The sequence below is a fragment of the Variovorax sp. Soil_C_12 genome (genome assembly GCF_057657375.1).
On sequence record NZ_JBDGIO010000012.1, the window covers coordinates 1 to 13,474 of the forward strand.

Here is a 13,474-nt window from a genome sequence, read left to right on the forward strand (position 1 = left end):
CCCGATGCGGTCGAGGTCCCGGTGCCGCCCGAGCCCGTACCGGTTCCGCCGGGGGCGGAGGCCGTCCCGTCCGAGCCGGACGTACCGCCACCCTGGCCATCTCCCCCACCGCCGGCCGGATTGCTCCCGTCGCCCGAGCTCAATCCCGTGCCCGACCCCACGATGCCGGCGCCCCCGACGGCAACACCCCCGCCGCCGCCACCGCCACCGCCGCCGCACGAGAGCAGCAACGCGGTCGACAGCGCCAGCAGGCCGGCGCGCAGGAATGCGTACTTCATGCTTTTCTGTCCGATTTTTTCGAGGGGGTCGCCATGGAAGCTTTTGCCACTTCCGCGGCGTCTTCGTAGTAGGTGTAAATGCCGACCCGGATGCGACCCGAGGCCGTGCTATCCGCCGCCTCGAAGGCACGGGTCATCTCACGCGTCAGTTCATGGTGCAGCGCGCTCCAGCGCTGCCGCGCCAGCTGGTGGATCCGCTCGCAGTCCTCGACCGAGATGCCGGTGGCGAACACCGAGCGCTCGAGCAAGGGCGCAGACGCGCCCAGGGTGTTGGCCACGCCGGCCAGCAGATGGTCGCGCGCGTTGTCGCCGAGGAAGGCGAGCATGCCCTTCAGGTCCGTCGCCGGCACGAATCCGGCGGCGTTCAGCTCGACGCGGCCTGCCCGCTCGGTCGCCATGTTCAGGCGCACCAGCTCATCGAGGATGGTGCGGTGATGCACGTTCCCGCGGCTGGCATGCCGGGCCACGGTCTCGAAGGAGGCCGCCTCGCCCTCTGCCGCGATCGGCAAAGTCAGCAAGGCAGGGTCGTCGGTGGACAGTTGGAGCCAGAGGGTGAGCGTCTTGGCCGCGGCCGACATCTCGGTGTGCGGCAGGGGTTCTTCTGACTCCCGCACCTTGGCCGTCACGGCCTTTCGGTTCAACCCGGTGGTCACCGAAATCTGGCTGAGGTTCGGCTCGACGCCTTTGGCCAGCCATGCCCGGCGCGCCTCGTCGATGAGGAGTTCGCGCAGCATCAGTTCGAGGTTTGCGTGCTTGAGGCCCAGCGCCACCGCGAGGCGGATCATGGGGCGCATGACGCGTGCGCAGGCCTGGAGCGCCCAGCCCGTGGGGCCCTCGCCTCCCGCGCCCGCAGGCTCGACGTGCGCGGCGCCGCCGCCTTCGTCAGGCCTGGCGCTGCTCGATCCAGTGCGTCTTGTCGCCATAAAGCCGGTTGCCCAAGGCCATGGCCTCGTTGAGATGGTGTCGGTTGCGGGGAATGTCGGGAAGCCACAGGCTGCCGCTCGGGGCAGCTTCCTCCTGAAAGATCTCGTCGGACCAGCGCAGCCTGATCTCGAACAAGGCCCGCAAGGTCCTATGCGACACGATGTTCCCCAATGCAGAAGATGACAGGCATTGACGCCCAGTTACCACGTGGACAGTGACATGCGTAACCGTCTTACAAAAAACTCGAGCTGACTATAAGACAAGCGCATTATCGATGTGAAGTTTTCACATGCCAAACGGCCGATGCTTCGAGGAAAAAATGTCAAAGCCTGTCACACACAAGATGAGCTCGGCCGCCCCGCGCGGCCATCGCTCGAACGGCGCCCCGCGCTACTTCAGGGCCTCGGCGCGGATTTCGATGGAGCCCCGCGAAAAGATGGCGCGCAGCGCCTGGATCGCCGCGATGGACGCGAGGAAGGCCGTGCAGGCGCGCATCGCCGAGGCCTTCGGGAGATACCTCGAGGGGTCCGGGCCAGGCCCCACGGACGAGCAGCTTCTGAACTTCGCAAGACTGGCGATCGCGGAGCAACGGCTCGAGCGCCGGCTGCGGTGGCCGTCCCCCAACCTTCCTTCGCGAGGAGAGCAGCCATGACCTCGACCGCCCTCGCCCGCCCGCCGGGCCCTTCGGACGTCGCCTTCGGCAGCCTGATCGATCTGGCGATGGTGCGAACGGGCGCGGTCTCGGTGGAGGTCTGCGAAGCGTGCAGCACCATCAACCTCGGCTCCGCGCGATTCTGCAAGGGCTGCTCGCACAAGCTGCCGGCGTTCTATCGCGAACAGCCCGCGAGCGAGATGACGGTGCCGCCCGGCGGGTTGCGCGCCGCGCACAGGCGGGGTTGGACATGGGATCTGGCGGCCTTCTGGCTCGTCATCAATTCGCTGGCGGGCGCGACGGCGTTCGGCATCGGCTGGTAGCAGCGCCAACACCAGCGGCCCGCTGCCATGCGAGATAAAGCCATCCGACCGATCACCGGCATGCGCGAGACAGCGATGCGCTCGCCGGCTTTCGATCGCGCCGACCTCGCCGCCAACGAGCCCTTGCCGCCGGATGCCCCGCCGATGTCGCGGACGTCACCAGCGCAGCCCAACTGGACGGACTGGCAGCCGCCCGGGCCGGCGATTCCGCCGCACCAGTTGACGCGCGTCTGCGATGCGTGTCAGACGCTCAACAGGGATACCGCCCAATACTGCCGGCATTGCGCGCGCAAGCTGTTGCCGCCCGACCTCGTGGAGCCCGCGGGGACGGCGAACAGCGAGCTGCGCGGGCGGCCGGCGCCGCAGCCGGCACTGGACGAGTGGCCTCCGGTGCGCAAGCAGCGCGGGAGCAGGACGGCTCGGCGCGTGCTGGGCATCCCTGTGCCCCCGGGCGTCGATGCGTCCATCGTGTGGTTGCTGCTGGTGCTGGCGGTGTCGCATGGCGCCTTCGTGCTCTGGTATCTCGGCCGCTCGGCGATGCAAGGCCCGCCGCCGTCCCTTCCGGCGCCGAGCGTGTGGCAGCCGTCCTCGCCCGAGCCGGAGAGCCGGGCGGCAGCGACGACGCCACCTCAGCCTGCCGCGCCGGTGACCGAAGCGAGACGCGAGCCCGAGCCGCCGCAGGCATCGGAGGCACGCGTTGCCGAGCCGGCAATGCCTGCGCCGCGTCTGCCGGAAGACCCCGCTCCTGCTCCTTCGTCGTCCCCGGTCGAGACTGCAGCGGCTGCGCCAATTGCCGAGCCGGAAGCGGCGCCGCCTGAAGCGATGCCAGCACCGTTGCCGAGGCCGGCGCCCGTCGAGACAGCCAGGGCTCCCGCGCCTGCGAGGGCGACTGAGTTCCGCAGGCCGGTCGAGCCTGCCCGGGCCGCCGAGCCCGCGAAGCCCGCCGAGCCGGTGAGGACTGCCGAGCCCAAGGTTCAGGATGACACGAGCGGCAGCGCGGTTTCGGCGTCGGTTCAGCAGCCGTCGGTTCAACAGCCTATTGCCCCGCCGCGGCCGGTGACTGTCGAGGCTCGGCTCCGGCCGGTCCCGGCTCCGCAGATTCAGGCTGCCCTGCCCCGAGGCCCGTCTCCCAGCCAATGCGGCCGCTACAACCCGTTCGGGGAAGCTGCCTGCATGAACGCCCGGCCGGCCGGGTCGGCGGCGCAGTCATCCCGGACGGCTTCCGGCACTGCGGGCAGTGGGAATTCCAAGGGGTCGAGCCCCGGCTACAACGACCGATTTGTCTTCGCCGCCGGTGGGGGTGGGGCTTCCGCGGGTGGCGACGGCGGCGCCGGTGGTAGTGCTGGTGCTGGCGGCGGTGCCGGTGCCGGTGCCGGTGCTGGCGGCGGTGCCGGTGCCGGTGCCGGTGCTGGCGGCGGTGCTGGCGGTGGCGCCGGTGGTGGTGCTGGCGGTGGTGGTGCTGGCGGTGGTGGTGCTGGCGGCGGTGGCGCTGGCGGCGGTGGCGCTGGCGGTGGTGGCGCTGGCGGCGGTGCCGGCGGTGGCGGTGGCGCTGGCGCTGGTGCTGGCGGCGGTGGCGCTGGTGCTGGCGGCGGTGGTGCTGGTGCTGGCGGCGGTGGTGCCGGTGGTGGCGCTGGCGGTGGCGGCGCTGGCGGCGGGGGCCCCGGCGGCGGCGGACCTGGTGGCGGCGGTGGTGGAGGCGGGCCGGGTGGCGGAGGACCCGGTGGAGGCGGCGGCGGCGGCGGGCCTGGCGGCGGTGGCGGAGGCCCCGGCGGTGGTGGCGGCGGCGGCGGGCCCGGCAGGTAATCCAGGAATCAACCTGCCGACCCGCGCTCTCTTCCTCGGCGCGCATGGCCGATGTGATGCGATCGGCCTCAATGGGTGAGAAGCCTTCTCACCAATGCCCTGCTTGTAATGGCATTGTCGTTAGCCTATGCCAATGCATCAGCACGAAGGACAGCGGCCATGACGACAGCCATCACCCAACCGCGCAGAGAAACGCCGCACATGCGAATGACAGCGGTAGAGCGCGATCTCCTCGACCGTGCGGCGGAGTCGGCAGGCAAAACGCGCACGGACTTCATCCTGGAAGCAGCGCGGCGCGCCGCCGAAGAAGCACTGCTGGATCGCGCGCCGATGGTTGTCAGTCCGGAAGCCTGCGTGAAGTTCTTGAAACGGCTCGACCGCACTGCCCAGCCGAGTGAGCGACTGCGGCGCACCATGCAAGCAACGGCGCCCTGGCCGACGGCCTGAGCCTATTGTTGCGCGTCCCCGAAGAACGCGGCGTCCCGCGGTCGACGCGCCACTTGGCCCCATCGAATAGACGCCGGGCCTGCAGAATGGATCTCTTTGCACCCATTGCTCAGCACGATCTCGTTGCGCATGGAACCGCCGTCGTCGTCGCCTACTTCGGCCGGATCGCATCGGCCGTCCCCTGGATGAAGGCCTTGATCTTCTCCACGTCCTCGGCGCTCAGCTTGCCGGTGAAGTCGGGCATGCCGCGCTCCATGGCCTGGCCCTTGAAGATGAACTTGTCGAGGTTCTCGATGTAGCTCGCATTCATGTAGCCCAGGTTCGGGATGTTGCCGCCCCGGTCCACGCCCGGCACGCCGTGGCAGAAGACGCAGTTGCTCACGTAGAGCAGCGTGCCGTCGGGCACCTTGGCCGGGTCGTACTTCACGCCCTGCAGCAGCTTGTCCATGCGGTACTGCACGAACTCCGGCTTCGGCGCATTGCCGCCGACCACGAAGGTGTAGACCGTGCCCGGGCCCTGCCGCTCGGTGGCGCGCATGGCCAGGCCATAGACGCCGCCCCAGCCCACCGCGATCGAGACGTACTGCTTGCCGTCCACCATGTAGGTGGAAGGAGCGGCGACCACGCCGGTGCCGGTGGCGGTCTCCCAGAGCTTCTCGCCGGTTTTGGCGTTGTAGGCGACCAGGCGGCCGTCGGCCGTGCCCTGGAACACCAGGTTGCCGGCCGTCGTCAGCGTGCCGCCGTTCCAGGGCGACACGTGCTCGACGGCCCAGGCCTGCTTCTGCGCCACCGGGTCCCAAGCGATCAGGCGGCCGAAGGGCTTGCTCTTGGGCGGCTCGGCGTTGATGAACATGGCGGTGTTCCAGCCCAGCGCGGCATGGGGACGGGCCGGCATGTTCTCGTTGAACTTCCAGGCCTTGTCGTCCATCAGGCTCAGGGGGATGTTCTGCGCCGGCAGGTAGGCCAGCCCGGTCTGCGGATTGAAGGACATCGAGTGCCAGTTGTGCGCGCCGAAGGGGCCGGGAACGCTGTCGCCGGGCTTCTCGTTCTGGCGTGCAGCGGCGACCTCGATGGGGCGGCCATTCTTGTCGTAGCCGGTGGCCCAGTTGACGTCGACGAAGTTCTTCGCCGAGATGAACTTGCCGTTGGTGCGGTCGATGACGAAGAAGAAGCCGTTCTTCGGCGCATGCAGGATCACCTTGCGCGGCTTGCCGCCGATCTTGAGGTCGGCCAGGATCATCGGCTGGGTCGAGGTGTAGTCCCAGTTGTCGCCCGGGGTCTCCTGGTAGTGCCAGACGTACTTGCCGGTGTCCGGGTCGAGCGCGACGATCGAGGCCAGGTAGAGGTTGTCGCCGCCCTTCGGACTGCGCTTGCTGCGCGCCCACGGCGAGCCGTTGCCGGTGCCCACGTACATGAGGTTGAGCTCGGGGTCGAAGGCCAGCGTGTCCCAGGCGGTGCCGCCGCCACCCGCTTCCCAATACTTGCCGCTCGGGTCCCAGGTCTTGGCGGCCTTGGCCATCGAAGCGTCCTCGAAGGGCTTGGACGGATCGCCGGGCACGGTGAACCAGCGCCACTTCTGCTCGCCGGTCGCGGCGTCGTAGGCGGTGACGTAGCCGCGCACGCCGTACTCGGCGCCGCCGTTGCCGATGATGACCTTGCCCTTGAAGACGCGCGGTGCGCCGGTGATGGTGTAGGACTTCGAATGGTCGGCGATGGTGTCCTTCTCCCAGACCGTCTGTCCGGTGGCGGCGTCGAGCGCGATCAGGCGCCCGTCGTAGGCCCCGACGAAGACCTTGCCCTGGTAGAGCGCGACCCCGCGGTTGACCACGTCGCAGCAGCCCTTGAAGCCCTTGGACTTGTCGACCTTGGGATCGAAGCTCCAGATCTTCTTGCCGGTGCGCACGTCGACGGCATGCACCACGCTCCACGAAGCAGTGACGTACATGATGCCGTCCACCACCAGCGGGGTGGCCTCCACGCCGCGCGTGGACTCGAGGTTGTAGGACCAGGCGAGGCCGAGGTCCTTGACGTTGCCGGCGTTGATCTGGTCGAGCTTGCTGAAGCGGGTCTCGGCGTAGTCGAGGCCGTAGCTGGGCCAGTCGGGCGTTTTCGCGGCGTTGCCGCGGATGAAGGCGCCGTCGACGCGGCCGGTGGCTGCCTTGATGTGATCGGGCGAGCCCTTGCCCTGGGCCGCGGCGGGCATGGCAGCCAGGCACAGCAGCGCGCCGAGCGCCAGCGCGGTGTGGAGCTTGTTCATCGTGTCGTCTCCAGTGTCGTTATCAGGCGAAGGATCGTTCGCGCAGGCACTTTGTTCACCCTCGGGATTTCCCTAGCGCGCGACTGTTCCATTGCGGAACAAATTCGGTGCGCTTCCCGAGGCGCCCACACGAGGAGAAGATGGCCATGCCCCAGTCCCCGAGCCGCAGCGCCCCAGGCGCGCCGCGACAGCTGTTCTCGAGCACGCGCGCCGAGCGCGTGGCGCTCGCGCGGCAGCAGTTCTTCGAGGAAGGGGTGCGCCCCTCGGGGCTGGTCGGCGAGGCGGTGATCCAGTCGTGGATGCGCTGCACCCGCGCGCACGCCGACCGGCGGCGCCTCGTCGCTTTCGACGCCGTCACGCCCAGCCGCCTGCATGCCACGCTGAACCGCAACCGCGAACTGCTCGACGCGGCGCGCGCCGAGCTGGCGAGCATGGAGAGCTCGCTCGCCGGCACCGGCTCGCGCGTGCTGCTGACCGATGCGCAGGGCGTGATCGTGCACGTCACGCACGACCCGTCGGCGGCGCTGCAGCCGATCCTGCACAAGACCGCCCGCCTGGGCGTCAACATCGCCGAGAGCGTGGTCGGCACCACGGCGCCAGGCATCGTCACATGCACCGGCCTGGCCTGCACGGTCGACGGTGCCGAGCACTACTTCGACTACCTGCGCGAGATGCAATGCGCGGCGGCGCCCATTCGCGACGTGCACGGCCGGCTGGCCGCGGTGCTCGACGTCACGGTGGAGTCGCGGCCCTTCGGCTTCGATGCGGCCTCGATGGTCGCGCTCTACGCCACCACCATCGAGAACCGGCTGCTGCTGGCGCAATCGGCCGACCGGCTGGTGCTGCGCTTTCAGGCCAGCCCGGCGCTGCTGGGCACGCCGCTGGAGGCGCTGGCCGGCGTGGCGCCGGACGGGAGCGTGGCCTGGCTCAACACGGCCGCGGCGCGGCTCGTCGGACGGCTGCCCCCATCGGGCCCGCGCGACGTGGAGCGCCTGTTCGGGCTGGACCTCGCCACGCTGCTGCGCCTGGGCCGGCGGGAGGCGGCGCAGCCGGTGCGGCTGGCGAGCGGGCTGGGCGTGTGGCTGCAGGCGCGGCTGCAGGCGCGCAACGGGGTGGACTTCAGGCACGCGGTCGGCATGGCGGGGATCGCGGACGCGAGGCCGCCCGCCATCGAGACCGCCCAGCCGCCCGCTGCCCCTGAAGCGCCCTCCGGCGGCGACGGCACGCTGCGCAGCCACAGCCGCAAGCTGATCGAGGACACGCTGGCCGCGTACGGCGGCAACATCTCGCACGCGGCGCGCCAGCTGCGGGTGTCGCGCGGCACGCTCTATCGGCGGCTGCGCAGCTGGGAACAGGAAGGAAAGGGCGACTGAGGCTCACGGCGCGCGCCCGGGTTAGCCCGCTCAGCCCTGTTGGTCACGCTCGATACGATGGCCCGCCAGGCGCAGCCCTGCCCTGCGCTGGAGTCGAGATGAACCCCCAGATTTCCGAGCCCGAGCGCCTGGCGCTCTACCGAACGATGCAGCGCATCCGCGCCTTCGAGAACGCCGCCGAGGCGGCCAGCCAGGGCGGCGTGAGCGCCTACGGGCAGGAAGCGGCGGGCGCTGCCCGGGTGCGCGGCCCGCTGCACCTGTCCACCGGCCAGGAGGCGGTGGCCGCGGGCGTCTGCGCCCACCTGGCGAATACCGACTACCTGACTTCCACGCACCGCGGCCACGGCCACACGCTGGCCAAGGGCGCCGACCTGGCTCGCATGATGTGCGAGCTCTTCGGCAAGGCCAGCGGCTTCAACGGCGGCAAGGGCGGCTCGATGCACATCGCCGACTTCTCGGTCGGGATGCTGGGCGCCAACGGCGTGGTCGCGGCCGGGCTGCCGATCGCGGTGGGGGCGGCGCATGCGCAGAAGCTCCAGGGGAAGGACGCGATCACCGTGTGCTTCTTCGGCGACGGCGCGATCAACCGCGGTCCCTTTCTGGAATCGCTGAACTGGGCGCGCGTCTATGGCCTGCCGGTGCTCTTCGTCTGCGAGGACAACCAGTGGAGCGCAACCACGGCCAGCGGGCCGATGACGGCCGGCGACGGCGCCTCGGCCCGCGCCGAGGCGCTGGACATCCCCGCGACACGGGTGGACGGCAACGATGTCTTCGCGGTGCATGCCGCCGCGGGCACGCTGGTGGCCGAGGTGCGCGCCGGTCGCGGGCCGCGGCTGCTGCACGCCCTCACCTACCGCGTGAAGGGCCACGTGTCGGTCGACCCGGCGGGCTACCGCGATCCGGCTGAGCTGGCCGCCGCGCTCGAGACCGACCCACTCGCGCGCGCACGTGCGCGCCTGCTGGCCGAGGGCACGGAAGCCGCCCTGCTCGATGCGATCGAGCGCGAGGCGCTGGCGGAAGTCGAGGCGGCCCTCGCCGCGGCCGAGGCCGCGCCCTGGCCCAAGGCCGCGGCCGCCTTCACCGACGTGCAGAGCACCGGAGCCGGCCAATGGACATGAGCAGCGACATGGCACCCGGCCGCGCGGCCGCAGGCACGGTGAAGGAGCTCAGCTACGCCGAGGCCGCGGCGCTGGCCGTGCAGCGCGAGATGGAAGCCGACGCCCGCGTGGTGGTGCTCGGCGAGGACGTGGGCCGCGGCGGCATCTTCGGCCAGTACAAGGGCCTGCAGCAGCGCTTCGGCGCGGAGCGCGTGATCGACACACCGATCTCGGAGGCCGCGATCATGGGCGCCGGCGTGGGCATGGCGCTGGCAGGCCTTCGCCCGGTGGTCGAGATGCGCGTGGTGGACTTCGCGTTGTGCGGCATGGACGAGCTGGTGAACCAAGCCGCGAAGAACCGCTTCATGTTCGGCGGCCAGGGCCGGGTGCCGCTGGTGGCGCGCATGCCGGGCGGCATCTGGGATGCGTCCGCGGCGCAACATTCGCAGTCGCTGGAAGCCTGGTTCGCGCATCTGCCGGGCGTGGTGGTGGCGTGTCCCTCGACGCCGCAGGACAACCATTCGCTGCTGCGCTCGGCGCTGCAGTGCGGAGACCCGGTGGTCTACATCGAGCACAAGAACCTGTGGGCGTTGCGCGGCGCGGTGGACGAGTCGCTCGCCGTTCCGCTCGGCAAGGCCGCGCGCTTGCGCCGGGGCGATGCTCTGACGATGGTCAGCTGGAGCCGCCAGCTGCAGGCCTGCAAGGCCGCCTGCGACGCGCTCGCAGCCGAAGGCATCGCGGTCGATCTGATCGACCTGCGCACCCTGTGGCCGTGGGATCGCGCCATGGTGCTGGACTCCTGCGCGCGCACGCGGCGGCTGCTGGTGGTGCATGAGGCGGTGCAAGCGGCCGGCTTCGGCGGCGAGATCGCGGCCACCGCGGCCGAGGCCACCGGCTGCCGCATCGCCCGCCTCGGCGCGCCGCGCATTCCGGTGGGCTACGCGCCGGTGCTCGAAGCGCAGTCGCGCGTGGGCGTCGAGCGGATTGCCGAGGCGGCCCGGGCGCTTTGTCGATGAGCGCTATGTCGCCCAATGCGCCATTCAACGACCGGCAGCGCTCCTTGCCTAAGCCGCGAAGCCGCCGTCGATGTTGAGACTCGCGCCCGTCACGAAGCCGGCCTCCGGCCCCGCGAGGTAGGCCACCATGCCGGCGATCTCGGCGCCGCGGCCGTGTCTGGGAATGGCCATGAACCCATGCATCGTGGAAGCCATCGGGCCGTCGGCCGGGTTCATGTCGGTGTCGACGGGGCCGGGCTGCACGTTGTTGATCGTGATCCCGCGCGGTCCGAGGTCGCGCGCGAAGCCTTGCACGAGGCCGGTGAGCGCGGACTTGCTCATGGCATAGACACCGCCGCCCGCAAAGGGCATGCGCTCGGCGTTGGTGCTGCCGATGTTGATAATGCGGCCGCCCTCGCCCAGGTGGCGCAGCGCCGCCTGGATGGCGACGAAGACGGCACGCACGTTGACGTTCAGCGTGAGATCGAAGTCTTCCAGCGAGATCTCGTCGGCGGCACCGAGCTTGAGAACGCCTGCGTTGTTGACCAGGATGTCGAGCCGGCCGAAGGCCTGCGCAGCCTGGTCGACAGCGGCGCGCAGTGCATTCGCATCGGCACTGTCGACGCGCAGCGCGAGCGCGCGCCCGCCCGCGGCTTCGATGCTTGCGGCCAGGTCCTTGGCCGCGGCATCGTTGCTGGCGTAGCTGAAGGCGACGGCGGCGCCGTCCTGGGCAAGGCGCCGCACGATGGCGGCGCCGATGCCGCGCGAACCGCCGGTGACGAAGGCGGCCTTGCCGCCGAGGACGGGCTTGGGAGAAGTGGCTTGGGTCATGGTTGGCTTCCGAAGTGTGTTGCGATGGCTTCAGTGTCGCGATTCGATTGCGCTTTCGGTAGCCGTCCACAAGCCCTATCAATTTCAACTTTGGGTTGAGAATCCGCCCATGCAGCCCCTGAGCCATCTCGAGTCCTTCGTCCGCAGCGCCGAGACCGGCAGCTTCTCCGCCGCCGCGCGGCAGTTGGGCCTGACGCCGGCGGCAGTGAGCAAGAACGTCGCGCGCCTGGAAAAGAGCCTGGGCCTGCGCCTGTTTCAGCGCAGCACGCGCAAGCTCGCGCTGACCGAGGGCGGGGAGCGGCTGCTGGGGCAGATCTCCGGCGCGCTCGGCACGCTGGCCGACGCCATGGCGGGTGCGGCCGGGACCGACGGCCAGGCGGCCGGCACGCTCAAGGTGAGCATGGGCCAGGCCTTCGGGCGCGAGTACCTGGTGCCGCTTCTGGGCGAGTTCCTCGCGCGCTATCCGGCGGTGCTGCCGGACTGGCATTTCGACAACCGTCCGGTGGACTTGATCGGCCAGGGCTTCGATGCCGCGATCGGCGGCGGCATTCCGCTCACGCCCGGCGTGGTGGCGCGCGAACTGGGACGCATCCGGGTGGTGGCGGTGGCCGCGCCGCAGTACCTGGCCGGGCGGCCGGTACCCGGGCATCCGGCGGACCTGGCGGGCTTCGACGGCATCCTGCGGCGCTCCTCCGCCACCGGGCGCGTGGGTGCCTGGAGCCTGCGCAACGAATCCGGGGAGGAGGTGGCCGTGGAGGCGAAGCCCCGCCTCGTCTTCGACGACCCCGAGGCGATGTGCCGCGCCGCCACGATGGGCCTGGGCATCGCCCTGCTGCCCATGCCCTTCGCGCTGTCCTGGCTGCAGAACGGTGCGCTGCGGCGCGTGCTGCCGGGCTGGTGGGCCGATGCGGGGCCGATCTCCATCTACTATCCGAGCCGCAAGCTGCTGCCGGCGAAGACGCGCGCGTTCGTCGACTTCGTGGTGGAACGCTTCCGCGAGCAGGGCTTCGCCGAACGCATGCAGGGCGCCTGCGTCGCGCCTGCATGAACACGGGGTTATTCCCTGCGGTGGATGTCATCCGCGGCATGTACAACACGGCGCCATGCATTCAGAGGATCACAACATGAGACTTTCTTCTTTCGTTTCCCGCCGCAGCGCGCTCGCGGCGGCTGCCGCTGCCACGCTGCTGCTGGCCGCAGGCACCGCCGGCGCGCAGGGCGCCTGGCCGAACAAGCCGGTGCGCATCGTCGTGCCCTTCGCGGCGGGCGGCACCACCGACATCCTGGCGCGCGCCGTGGCGCCGGAGCTCTCGAAGGCCTTCGGCCAGCAGTTCATTGTCGACAACCGCGCGGGCGCCGGCGGCAACGTGGGCGCCGAGATCGTCGCCAAGGCTCCCAACGACGGCTACACGCTGCTGATGGGTACCGTGGGCACGCACGGCATCAACCGCGCGCTCTACCCCAAGCTGCCCTACGACCCGATCAAGGACTTCGCGCCGATCACGCTGGTGGCCGCGGTGCCGAACGTGATGGAAATGAACGCCGACAAGGCGAAGGCGCTCAACATCAACAACGTGGCGGACTTCATCAAGTACGCCAAGGCCAACCCGGGCAAGCTCAACATGGCCTCGAGCGGCAGCGGCACCTCGATCCACCTGGCCGGCGAGCTCTTCAAGACGATGACGGGCAGCTTCATGACCCACATCCCCTACCGCGGCTCGGGCCCGGCGCTGCTCGACCTTGTGGGCGGCAATTCAGACGTGATGTTCGACAACCTGCCTTCGTCGATGCAGCAGATCAAGGGCGGCAAGCTCAAGGCCCTGGCCGTGACCAGCTCGCAGCGCTCGCCCGCCCTGCCCGACGTGCCGACGGTCGAGGAGGCCGGCGGCCCCTCGCTCAAGGGCTATGAGGCGAGCTCGTGGTTCGGCCTGCTGGCGCCCGCCGGCACGTCGCCCGAGATCGTCAACCGCATCCAGCAGGAAGTGGCCAAGTCGCTGGGCACGCCAGCGATCAAGGAGAAGTTGGAGGCCCAGGGGGCGATCCCGAGCGGCAATACGCCGGCCGCGTTCGCCAAGCTGATCGACAGCGAACACACCAAGTGGGCGAAGGTGGTGAAGGCCTCGGGCGCCAAGGTGGACTAAGCCCGAGGCTGGCTCGCCTTGCGGCGAGCTAAACCTCCCAGGTGACGTCCTTGCCGTCCGCCAGTGACTCCTTGAGCATATGCAGCAAGGGCACGGCACGCTGGTGCAGCCCGACGTGCTGCTTCTCGGCCTCGTTGTCGTGGCCCTCGACGGCATAGTCGTCGTGGTTGTGGGTGTTGCGCCCCTCGCGCGCAATGGCGGACTCGAGCGCGGAGATGGCCGCCGGCATCTGCTCGCCCGTGATGACGCCCTTGGGCGCCGGCGCCTTGCCGATGATGTCGAACAACTGCCGCGCGTGCGTCTCGAGCATCACGAAGGGAGGGCTGGCGCGGGATTTGAATCGGTACAGCATG

Annotated in this window: 14 protein-coding genes; 8 read left to right on the forward strand and 6 right to left on the reverse strand. The window is 70.1% G+C overall.

All coding sequences use genetic code 11. The annotated features are described in order from the left end of the window. The 3 genes from AC3A6X_RS26120 to AC3A6X_RS26130 form a co-directional block, all read right to left on the reverse strand. Positions 1-278, reverse strand: a 278-nt coding sequence (locus tag AC3A6X_RS26120; protein ID WP_487844909.1) for a hypothetical protein, incomplete at its 3' end; no start/stop codon positions are given. Beyond that, the gene (locus AC3A6X_RS26125; RefSeq protein WP_487844910.1) at positions 275-1,201 is read right to left on the reverse strand and encodes a DUF6502 family protein; all 927 of its coding nucleotides are present in this window, start codon (positions 1,199-1,201) and stop codon (positions 275-277) included. The genes AC3A6X_RS26120 and AC3A6X_RS26125, both read right to left, overlap by 4 nt. After that, a complete protein-coding gene (locus AC3A6X_RS26130) occupies positions 1,161-1,337 on the reverse strand; it encodes a hypothetical protein (RefSeq protein ID WP_487844911.1) in 177 nt (58 codons plus the stop codon). The genes AC3A6X_RS26125 and AC3A6X_RS26130 overlap by 41 nt, the downstream gene beginning before the upstream one ends. Before the next feature lie 513 nt (positions 1,338-1,850). Here AC3A6X_RS26130 and AC3A6X_RS26135 point away from each other — a divergent pair. The 3 genes from AC3A6X_RS26135 (at position 1,851) to AC3A6X_RS26145 (ending at position 4,427) form a co-directional block, all read left to right on the forward strand. Continuing rightward, complete coding sequence (locus AC3A6X_RS26135) at positions 1,851-2,177, forward strand: hypothetical protein (protein WP_487844912.1); 327 nt, start codon at positions 1,851-1,853, stop codon at positions 2,175-2,177. Positions 2,178-3,456: 1,279 nt separating this feature from the next. After that, the gene (locus AC3A6X_RS26140) at positions 3,457-4,059 is read left to right on the forward strand and encodes a hypothetical protein (protein WP_487844913.1); all 603 of its coding nucleotides are present in this window, start codon (positions 3,457-3,459) and stop codon (positions 4,057-4,059) included. Between the two features lie 80 nt (positions 4,060-4,139). Beyond that, complete coding sequence (locus tag AC3A6X_RS26145; RefSeq protein WP_487844914.1) at positions 4,140-4,427, forward strand: type II toxin-antitoxin system TacA family antitoxin; 288 nt, start codon at positions 4,140-4,142, stop codon at positions 4,425-4,427. 151 nt (positions 4,428-4,578) lie between these two features. On the opposite strand, the gene AC3A6X_RS26150 is transcribed toward AC3A6X_RS26145, so the two are convergent. Continuing rightward, positions 4,579-6,684, reverse strand: coding sequence for a PQQ-dependent dehydrogenase, methanol/ethanol family (locus AC3A6X_RS26150; protein WP_487844915.1), 2,106 nt, complete (start codon positions 6,682-6,684; stop codon positions 4,579-4,581). Between the two features lie 140 nt (positions 6,685-6,824). Between AC3A6X_RS26150 and AC3A6X_RS26155 the strand changes: the two genes are divergently transcribed. From AC3A6X_RS26155 to AC3A6X_RS26165, 3 genes are all read left to right on the forward strand, one after another. Next, a complete protein-coding gene (locus tag AC3A6X_RS26155; RefSeq protein WP_487844916.1) occupies positions 6,825-8,057 on the forward strand; it encodes a helix-turn-helix domain-containing protein in 1,233 nt (410 codons plus the stop codon). A gap of 98 nt (positions 8,058-8,155) precedes the next feature. Continuing rightward, positions 8,156-9,175, forward strand: a complete 1,020-nt coding sequence (locus AC3A6X_RS26160) for a thiamine pyrophosphate-dependent dehydrogenase E1 component subunit alpha (RefSeq protein WP_487844917.1) — start codon at positions 8,156-8,158, stop codon at positions 9,173-9,175. Then, complete coding sequence (locus tag AC3A6X_RS26165) at positions 9,166-10,170, forward strand: alpha-ketoacid dehydrogenase subunit beta (protein ID WP_487844918.1); 1,005 nt, start codon at positions 9,166-9,168, stop codon at positions 10,168-10,170. Before AC3A6X_RS26160 ends, AC3A6X_RS26165 begins: the two co-directional genes overlap by 10 nt. Before the next feature lie 48 nt (positions 10,171-10,218). On the opposite strand, the gene AC3A6X_RS26170 is transcribed toward AC3A6X_RS26165, so the two are convergent. Continuing rightward, entirely contained in the window at positions 10,219-10,980 is a 762-nt protein-coding gene (locus AC3A6X_RS26170) for an SDR family oxidoreductase (protein ID WP_487844919.1), read from the reverse strand. A 109-nt stretch (positions 10,981-11,089) separates the two neighbouring features. On the opposite strand from AC3A6X_RS26170, the gene AC3A6X_RS26175 reads away from it, so the two are divergent. Both AC3A6X_RS26175 and AC3A6X_RS26180 read left to right on the forward strand, forming a co-directional pair. Beyond that, positions 11,090-12,028: a LysR family transcriptional regulator gene (locus tag AC3A6X_RS26175; RefSeq protein ID WP_487844920.1), complete on the forward strand. Its 939-nt coding sequence runs from the start codon at positions 11,090-11,092 to the stop codon at positions 12,026-12,028. A gap of 76 nt (positions 12,029-12,104) precedes the next feature. Next, a complete protein-coding gene (locus AC3A6X_RS26180; protein ID WP_487844921.1) occupies positions 12,105-13,121 on the forward strand; it encodes a Bug family tripartite tricarboxylate transporter substrate binding protein in 1,017 nt (338 codons plus the stop codon). Between the two features lie 28 nt (positions 13,122-13,149). Here AC3A6X_RS26180 and AC3A6X_RS26185 read toward each other — a convergent pair whose 3' ends face one another. Continuing rightward, the gene (locus tag AC3A6X_RS26185; protein ID WP_309966778.1) at positions 13,150-13,473 is read right to left on the reverse strand and encodes a DUF1840 domain-containing protein; all 324 of its coding nucleotides are present in this window, start codon (positions 13,471-13,473) and stop codon (positions 13,150-13,152) included. Position 13,474: the final 1 nt, after the last annotated feature.

What these genes read in the sequence shown, in the direction of transcription:
- AC3A6X_RS26175 (WP_487844920.1), top strand. Translation starts at nt 11,090, where the DNA reads ATGCAGCCCCTGAGCCATCTCGAGTCCTTCGTCCGCAGCGCCGAGACC.
- AC3A6X_RS26150 (WP_487844915.1), bottom strand. Translation starts at nt 6,684, where the DNA reads ATGAACAAGCTCCACACCGCGCTGGCGCTCGGCGCGCTGCTGTGCCTG.
- AC3A6X_RS26170 (WP_487844919.1), bottom strand. Translation starts at nt 10,980, where the DNA reads ATGACCCAAGCCACTTCTCCCAAGCCCGTCCTCGGCGGCAAGGCCGCC.
- AC3A6X_RS26155 (WP_487844916.1), top strand. Translation starts at nt 6,825, where the DNA reads ATGGCCATGCCCCAGTCCCCGAGCCGCAGCGCCCCAGGCGCGCCGCGA.
- AC3A6X_RS26165 (WP_487844918.1), top strand. Translation starts at nt 9,166, where the DNA reads ATGGACATGAGCAGCGACATGGCACCCGGCCGCGCGGCCGCAGGCACG.
- AC3A6X_RS26160 (WP_487844917.1), top strand. Translation starts at nt 8,156, where the DNA reads ATGAACCCCCAGATTTCCGAGCCCGAGCGCCTGGCGCTCTACCGAACG.
- AC3A6X_RS26145 (WP_487844914.1), top strand. Translation starts at nt 4,140, where the DNA reads ATGACGACAGCCATCACCCAACCGCGCAGAGAAACGCCGCACATGCGA.
- AC3A6X_RS26185 (WP_309966778.1), bottom strand. Translation starts at nt 13,473, where the DNA reads ATGCTGTACCGATTCAAATCCCGCGCCAGCCCTCCCTTCGTGATGCTC.
- AC3A6X_RS26180 (WP_487844921.1), top strand. Translation starts at nt 12,105, where the DNA reads ATGAGACTTTCTTCTTTCGTTTCCCGCCGCAGCGCGCTCGCGGCGGCT.
- AC3A6X_RS26125 (WP_487844910.1), bottom strand. Translation starts at nt 1,201, where the DNA reads ATGGCGACAAGACGCACTGGATCGAGCAGCGCCAGGCCTGACGAAGGC.
- AC3A6X_RS26135 (WP_487844912.1), top strand. Translation starts at nt 1,851, where the DNA reads ATGACCTCGACCGCCCTCGCCCGCCCGCCGGGCCCTTCGGACGTCGCC.